Annotated in this window: 8 protein-coding genes; 4 read left to right on the top strand and 4 right to left on the bottom strand. The window is 45.7% G+C overall.

Translation table 11 applies throughout. The features are described from left to right. Positions 1 to 189: 189 nt before the first annotated feature. Entirely contained in the window at positions 190 to 1,062 is an 873-nt protein-coding gene (locus tag KIV40_RS20035) for a Tim44 domain-containing protein (protein ID WP_012127329.1), read from the bottom strand. A gap of 256 nt (positions 1,063 to 1,318) precedes the next feature. Here KIV40_RS20035 and KIV40_RS20030 point away from each other — a divergent pair, with 256 nt between their 5' ends. The 3 genes from KIV40_RS20030 (at position 1,319) to KIV40_RS20020 (ending at position 4,865) form a co-directional block, all read left to right on the top strand. Further along, complete coding sequence (locus KIV40_RS20030; RefSeq protein ID WP_012127328.1) at positions 1,319 to 1,909, top strand: TetR/AcrR family transcriptional regulator; 591 nt, start codon at positions 1,319 to 1,321, stop codon at positions 1,907 to 1,909. Positions 1,910 to 1,922: 13 nt separating this feature from the next. Then, positions 1,923 to 3,797: an MFS transporter gene (locus KIV40_RS20025; RefSeq protein ID WP_012127327.1), complete on the top strand. Its 1,875-nt coding sequence runs from the start codon at positions 1,923 to 1,925 to the stop codon at positions 3,795 to 3,797. Between the two features lie 162 nt (positions 3,798 to 3,959). Continuing rightward, complete coding sequence (locus KIV40_RS20020; protein ID WP_021017858.1) at positions 3,960 to 4,865, top strand: YeiH family protein; 906 nt, start codon at positions 3,960 to 3,962, stop codon at positions 4,863 to 4,865. Here KIV40_RS20020 and KIV40_RS20015 read toward each other — a convergent pair. Further along, the gene (locus tag KIV40_RS20015; protein ID WP_012127325.1) at positions 4,851 to 5,051 is read right to left on the bottom strand and encodes a hypothetical protein; all 201 of its coding nucleotides are present in this window, start codon (positions 5,049 to 5,051) and stop codon (positions 4,851 to 4,853) included. The two genes, KIV40_RS20020 and KIV40_RS20015, sit on opposite strands and share 15 nt — an antisense overlap. 173 nt (positions 5,052 to 5,224) lie before the next feature. Between KIV40_RS20015 and KIV40_RS20010 the strand changes: the two genes are divergently transcribed. After that, positions 5,225 to 5,407 (top strand): hypothetical protein, encoded by a 183-nt coding sequence (locus tag KIV40_RS20010; protein WP_375164871.1) that lies wholly within the window; start codon positions 5,225 to 5,227, stop codon positions 5,405 to 5,407. Here the strand turns inward: KIV40_RS20010 and menE are convergent. Both menE and menC read right to left on the bottom strand, forming a co-directional pair. Continuing rightward, positions 5,378 to 6,829 (bottom strand): o-succinylbenzoate--CoA ligase, encoded by a 1,452-nt coding sequence (menE, locus tag KIV40_RS20005; RefSeq protein ID WP_012127323.1) that lies wholly within the window; start codon positions 6,827 to 6,829, stop codon positions 5,378 to 5,380. The two genes, KIV40_RS20010 and menE, sit on opposite strands and share 30 nt — an antisense overlap. Beyond that, positions 6,814 to 7,803 (bottom strand): o-succinylbenzoate synthase, encoded by a 990-nt coding sequence (gene menC / locus KIV40_RS20000; RefSeq protein ID WP_012127322.1) that lies wholly within the window; start codon positions 7,801 to 7,803, stop codon positions 6,814 to 6,816. Before menC ends, menE begins: the two co-directional genes overlap by 16 nt. Positions 7,804 to 7,818 lie beyond the last annotated feature (15 nt).

Below are 7,818 nucleotides of genomic sequence, written 5' to 3'. Positions count from 1 at the left end.
TGGAGCGCTTACGTTCTATCTTCACTATTTCCTATTGTGTGACTCATCGCTTCCCTTGTAAGAACCCTATTCGCTCGACTTTAACCACTCGAAGTTATATAGATAGGTTTTGATTCTCTGATCTCCAGACATAAAAAATCCCGCTCGAAAGCGGGATTTCACTAAGACTAAATTGAACGCTGTTGGTGATTAACCTTGAATACCAACAATCAACCAAGGTGCGTTTGGTACCGTTAGGTCACGCTCTAGGTGCCAGATATCTTCGATATCTTCTTCGATACCTTCCTCTGCATCACGATAACGACCGCTGAACTGTAGGCTAAGCTGCGCTTTGCTTGCATCGTAGTCAGCACGAACAATTTCCGCATCTACGTACATAACATCAGTATGTTGCTCGCCATCTAGCTTCGCACGTTCTGCTTTCAAGTCTTCGAATAGGCTTGGAGAAACGTACTCTTCGATAGTATGAAGTTGGTTGTGGTTCCAAGCACCTTGCAGGATTCGGTAGTGCTCACGAGAGCCATTAATGAATGCTGCTTGGTCAAAACCCGGTGGGTAGTTATGCGGGATGTCAGTTTGTGAACCGAAACCGCCAAAGCCACCTGCGTTTGTGTTTGGTTGTTGCTCAAAGTTCTGCATGTTTGGTTGCTCGAACTTAGAAGCGTTGCCACCAAATGCTGGCTGTTGACGATGCTGATTCATACTGCCTTGCTTAGCACCAAGCATGCCGCGCATCAGTTTGAAGATAACAAATGCAATCAAACCAATGATCAGGATATCCATAAACTGGATACCTTCGAACGCACCACCAAAGAATGCTGCCAATAGACCACCAGCAAGAAGACCACCAAGTAAGCCGCCCATCAAGCCTTTCTTGCTTGACGATTTAGCACCTTGTTCTTTACCAATGGTGTTTGTGTTTTGTTGCTGCTGTTTAGGAGCAGGAGCCGTTTTATAGCTCTTACCGAAAGACTTACCACCACCAAACTTCTTCGCTTCCGCGATAGGTGTTACAGCAACGGTAACCATCAGTAGGGCGACAATCGAAAATAAACGTTTCATCGTTATCCTTAAAATTGACGATAAGTACTTAACTATGCTGCCGAACAATGTGATGAACAAGCATCCAATATCAGTAGCACGCTAAATATGAGATATAACCATCATACTCCTTCAGATACAACAATGAAACATTCCATAGTAGAAGACATGTATCAGAATATTGCCAATCCATAGGTTTTTGACTTGTTTGCGTTATTGACGCTCAATCAGTAGCTGACTATCATATTGAACGATGTTCAATAAGTAGTTTTAAATTATGGCGCGCAGAAACGATCACACCAGAGAAGAGCTAGTCAACTTGACGCTTTCCACAGTCAAAGACTTTTTAGAAGAGAATTCTTACCACGAGCTTAGTCTTCGTAAGATTGCGAACATGATTGGTTACGTACCAAGCACGCTTGTTAATATCTTTGGTAACTACAACCTACTGCTTTTACATGCCGTGGCCCAAACTCTGGATGAGTTGCAACAAGAAGCCGTCGCCGCGACAAAAAATAGTAAGGATACTCATCAGGCACTTTTTGAACTGGCCTACTGTTACCACGACTTCGCACAAAAGCATCCTCATCGCTGGCAACTGGTATTTGAGCACAACATGAACGGTGCGGAGCTTCCAGAGTGGCATGCAAAACGCATCGATGGCATGACTGGCATGTTGGAATTGCTGCTTGCGCAAATTGCACCACACCGAACCGAATCTGAAGTGTTACAAGCGAGTCGCGTTTTATGGTCTGGGGTACATGGAATCACGCTACTAAGCGTCGATGATAAGTTTTTTTCTAGCGAACCAATTGATGGTAAAGAGCTTATTGATAACCTGATTTCAAACTACCTGATCAGCTGGTAATAAAGGATTATTCATGTCATCAGACAGCCAGTCGTCTTTGCTTAGGCAGCGAAAGTTCCTCCCTTATTTTGTCACCCAGTTTTTCGGAGCTTTCAACGACAACATATTCAAAAACGTACTGTTGCTGTTTGTGGCCTTTGCTGGCTCTAGTGCACTACCGATCTCTAGCAACCTGTTTATTAACTTAGCGGCAGGCTTATTTATACTGCCTTTCTTCTTATTTTCCGCATCCGCAGGGGTGCTAGCTGATAAATACGAGAAGTCTTGGTTTATTCGTAAGGTTAAGCTGTTTGAAATCGGCATAATGCTACTGGGCGCGATTGGTTTCATCACTGAAAGTTACGGCGTGCTGCTCTTACTGCTTTTCTTGATGGGCACGCAATCCGCGTTCTTTGGGCCGGTCAAATACGCACTGCTTCCTCAGCAACTCAACGAGAAAGAGTTAGTCCCTGGTAACGCCTTAGTCGAAGCGGGTACGTTTATCGCGATTTTGGTCGGTACGCTGGGCGCAGGTCTTATCGCATCCACAGACAATGCCAAATATCTTGCTGCATTCTGCGTTGTTATCTTTGCAGTGCTCGGCTACCTCTCCAGCCGATTTATCCCTTTTGCTTCAGCAGGCGCTCCAGATATTCAATTTAAGTGGCAACCTTACAAGCAAACCAAACTGACGCTTTCCATCGCGAAGTCTGATCGAATTGTCTTTCAATGCATCATGGCAATCAGCTGGTTCTGGTTCTTAGGTGCGGCTTATCTGACTCAGTTCCCGAACTTCACCAAGGTCTATTTGAACGGCACAGAAAGCGCGGTTTCTTTCCTTTTAGGACTTTTCTCGGTGGGTATTGCTGTCGGCTCTATGGCGTGTAACTTGCTGTCGAAGCACCGCATCGAAGTGGGTATCGTACCGATCGGTGCTTTGGGGATCACCATTTTCGGTTTCTTGATGGCAATATCGATTCCAACGGACTTACCTCGATTCCACACTTTCGCAGAGTTCGTTAGCTATGACGCTTTCTGGCCTCTATTCTTCTATCTACTGATGATCGGTGTTTCGGGTGGTTTGTTTATCGTCCCACTTTATGCCCTGATGCAACACCGAGCGAGAGAGACAGAACGAGCACAAGTGATTGCAGGCTTGAACATCTTTAACTCTCTGTTCATGGTCGGCAGCGCTGTATTAGGCATTATTTTCCTGAGCGTGCTTGAGATGAGCATTCCTCAACTGTTCGCGCTTCTGGCAATCCTGAATTTTTTGGTCGCTGCATACATATTCCTCCAGATCCCTATCTTTGTCGTGCGCTTTGCGATGTGGGTGGTCACTCACACCATATACCGAGTAAAGCATAAGAACTTACATCACCTTCCAGAACAAGGTGGTGCGTTGATCGTCTGTAACCATGTCAGCTACATGGACTCACTGCTATTAAGTGCAGTTTGCCATCGCCTGATTCGATTTGTGATGGAAGAAGACTACGCAAATCTTCCTCCTCTACGAGGTTTCCTTCGTCGAGCTGGAGTGATCCCTATTTCTGCAAGTAACCGAACGTCTATCCGCCGTGCATTCAATGATGTCGAGAAAGCACTGAGTGAAGGTCATATTGTGTGTATCTTCCCTGAAGGGCGGCTAACCTCTGATGGTGAGATGAACGAGTTCATGCGCGGTATCGATATTATACTTCGTCGCAGTCCAGTCCCCGTCATTCCAATGGCGCTAAAAGGCTTGTGGGGCAGCTATTTCAGCCGTGCAAAAGGTCGCGCGTGCAAAGGGCTACCAACGCGTTTCTGGTCTAAGTTAGAAATCGAAGCAGGCACGCCTGTTGATCCAAAGCAAGCCAGTGCACAAACCATGTTTGAAAAGGTGCAAGCGCTTCGCGGCGACTGGCGCTAGATTCACCACAAGATAATTTTGGAATGTTGAACATGTGTTTAGTTTTACTGAACATATGTTCAATTCATTAAGACTTTCTGACCCAAAGCGTTACTGTATACTTCACGCTTTAACTCATAACAACGAACGACACCCTTGAATACAAAGAATATCCCCTTTGGATTGGCACTGCTGTTTTGTTTAACCCCTTTTGTGTCCTCTCCTATTGCGCTTGTGATCGGTTTTCTACTGGCGAGTTTTAGCCTAGTACCGACAGAGCTTCCTATTGCTTCATTTACTAAGAAGTTGCTTTCTTATTCTATTATTGGTTTGGGCTTTGGGATTCACTTTGACCAAGCACTTGCGGTCACTTCTGACGGCATCGGCCTGATCATCGCGACTATTCTTGGAACGCTTGTGATCGGCATGATGATCGCCAAAGCAATAAAACTAGAACGCACAACGGCGTATTTGATTGCTTCTGGCACTGCCATTTGTGGTGGTAGCGCGATTGCTGCGGTCGCCCCAGCGATTAAAGCAAAGGACGAACAAATCGGTCTTGCACTTGCAACGGTTTTCGTTCTGAACTCACTGGCGTTGTTTATCTTCCCTGTAATTGGTCACGCTATTGGTTTGGACCAGCATACGTTCGGAACCTGGGCTGCGATTGCGATTCATGATACATCTTCCGTTGTGGGTGCGGCATCTGCGTATGGTGAAGAAGCATTGACTACCGCAACAACATTGAAGCTTGCTCGCGCATTGTGGATCATTCCTGTCGCACTGATCAGTGCCGTGATCTTTTCTCGTGGAAACGAAGAGGAAGGCAAAAGTAAGTTAGTCATTCCTTACTTCATTTTATGGTACTGCGCTGCGATTGCATTCAGCGACTTCTTCCCACAATTTGAAGTGGTGTACCAAGGCATTTTTGCTATTGCTAAGCAAGCCCTTGTGGTGTGTCTATTCTTGATTGGTTGCAGTATTTCAGTATCGAAACTGAAGTCAGCAGGCGCAAAACCGCTGATGTTTGGTGTAACGCTATGGGTACTGATTTCAACAACCTCACTTGGCTGGCTACTTTTCAGCTAAACCTTGATTGATTTTATCTGGCTGAGTTAGCTCTTCTTTTTGTGCGCTTTGGCTTCTGTGTACCAACACTAAAGCAATCGCAACCAGAAAGGCGGTTAACTCGGCTAACGAGCGTGTTAAGCCCTCAGTGCTGACAGCAATGCCGATTTGCAATAACACCGCTGCCGCTAACGCTAATTTGATCATCCTGAACCTTATGCTTTATTCCTTAATCTTTGAGCATGATTATGATTCAGAGTTATAAGGATACGAAATTCCCTTTTCGACTAATTCATTGCGAAATCAACTAAGTTGGCTTTCTATCCAAGAGATAAAGGTTTTCATTTTAGTTCGATGTTCGTAACCTAAAGGAAAAGCTAATGGATGTGGCTACAAATGAAGGGCCAGATGTATTCAACAAAAACAACAACCAGTTCATCGGCATCTTAGTGAGTATTATTTCCTCTGAAATCTACAACCGTTATTCAGGTGTAGAGCTACCAAAAGCACAGGCTTTCTTTAGCAAAAAACGCTTAGTCACCGTTTTGTACTTTATTTTTTAACCAGTCTTTCACCGCTTTGCGCGAAATTTTGATTCCCCCATTCAACAGAGTTTGAGGCATTGCGTAATACGCCACTGGCCATTTGAATTTTTCTAGCTTAGTTTGCAGATGTTGTTCGTATTGAGCTTTGTCCAGTAACAACTCTGTTTGAATCACAGCAACTGATCGATGTCCAAATTCAACATCTTCTACCGGCACAACTATGCTTTGTGAAATACTCTCAATTTGGTTCAGTACTGCTTCAATTTCTTCACAGTGAACATTCTCACCGCCGGAGATAAATTGGTTATCTGCTCGACCAATGATCTTGAGTTCGTCGCCTTGCCACTCTCCAAGATCCTTGCTGTCAAACCAACCATTTTCATTCAGAAGTGAGGTAACTAAGCCTTGCTTGAAATAGCCTGCTGCTAACGTTTGTCCGCCGATATAAATACGCTCGTCCACCAGCCTAATATCACGATTTTGCAATAGATGACCCGCATTACTGATGCTATCAATTTGCTTTGCAGTTACGGTTGAGGCGGCTTCTGTCATGCCATAACCCAGCCAAGTTTCAATGCCTTGCTGTGTTGCTCGCAGTGCCAACTCATGAGCAACATGACTGCCGCCGAGTAAGACATGCGAGAGAGACAATTCGATTTGTTCATCCAGTAAACGCTTAAGCTGGGTCGCAACTAAAGAAGCGTGAGAGACACCAACAATGTCTTCAGCAAAATTTCCGCCCCCCACTTTGAGTGTTGCACCAGCAAATAGCCAGCGATAGACAATCGCCAAGCCGGACACGTGGTAAAGCGGCAAGGAAAGCAGCCAAGTATCTTGATGGTTGAATTGGAATTCGCTTAACAGACCTTGAGCAGAAGCCAGGTGCTGACGATGAGTATGCACCACGGCTTTAGGGGTGCCTGTCGAGCCAGAGGTAAACACAATAGACGCTAAAGCATCATGTGCGTAGCCTTCGTGTGAAGTGTCAACTTCACTTTGGTCACTTTGGTCACTTTGCGATTCGCTATCCAGAGTCGAAAGCTGGATGATACCTAGTTGCGATAACTGCTGTTCTGAGTAGCCACTGGCAACACCATCAGCAAACCACACGAAACGTTGTTGAGTTGGCTTATATAGCGTCGTTAACTTACCTGAGAGAGCCTCAAAAGGCTGCGGCATGGTCAACGCAGCAATTGCGCCTATCTGCTGAGCGGAAAGATAAAACCACAAGGTTTCAACTCGGTTCTTACCGACTAGCGTCACCACGTCTCCACTCGCGACACCCTGTTGTTGGAGGTAGCGAGAATACAAGTCAACACGAGCAGTCAATTGCTGCCAGTTAACTTGCTCTTTGATTGTCTCAAGCGCAACAGAAAAAGGGCTCACTTGAGCCCAATATTTCCATGGTGCAATCGCAATAGTATCTATGCTGAATGCCACACTAACTCCTGCTCAGATAGCGGAAGAACTGGAAGTTCACACTTCGGCCAACCCTGCTCTAGCTGCGCTTTGAACAAACCAATGGTATCTAAACCTGGGATCTCATTAGGTAGTTGCCATTGCGCTAATCGAGCAAGCTGGTTCAGGCCAAGGCTTGATTCAATGCTTGAACTGACTACGGCTTTAATACCTAACGTCTTCGCCTTTTCAATCAGCTTAATACAGAAATCAACTGAGCCGATCAGCGTTGGCTTGATGATGATGGTTTTTACGCCAGTGAGATCTTCCAAGCTGAAGTCTTCACGGCGAACCGCATCTTGCAGTGTTTCATCCCACGCGATTGCAATACCTGTATTGATTGCAAAAGACAGGCTATCACCCGGAGAGCGGCATGGCTCTTCCAAGAAGGTAATACGCTGGCGCAGTGACGGTGCAATATACTTAGCAAACTGCTGCGCTTTTTCTGGCGTCCAAGCACGGTTAGCATCAAGACGAAGCGTCAGCTGTGGAATCGACTCAAGGAACAAGTTCACCAACATGCCGTCACGAATAGGTTCATACAAACCCACTTTTACTTTCGCGACTTTTTCGCCTTCCATTTCGTTCAGTTTCGGGATCAGATCGTCTGGGTCACCGTTACACAGTGGGGCGACTTGGTACTTACCTTGTGCAGGTAAACCGCCTTCAAGCTCCAAATGGGCCATAGACAGACCAAATGCAACCGATGGGTACATGTGGTTGTAATCTAAAGGCAAGTTTGCCACCCAGCGCTCTGCTTGCGCTTGCAGCTGAATGCCCGCTTCCTCAGTGCCTTCTAGGCTAAAGCCAACCAAAGGGGCAACTTCACCGCGACCAACCTTGTCATCTTCCGTTAATTCAAGGATATAACCTTTACGTTCCGTCAGCTTGTTATCACGTAGTATTACGCCACTGTCCATTGGTAGACAGTAACGGTAAATCTTCGCTTTACGCATAATTCGAATCCTATG

The organism is Vibrio sp. D173a (assembly GCF_030248475.1).
This window is presented reverse-complemented; position numbering and strand designations above follow the sequence as displayed.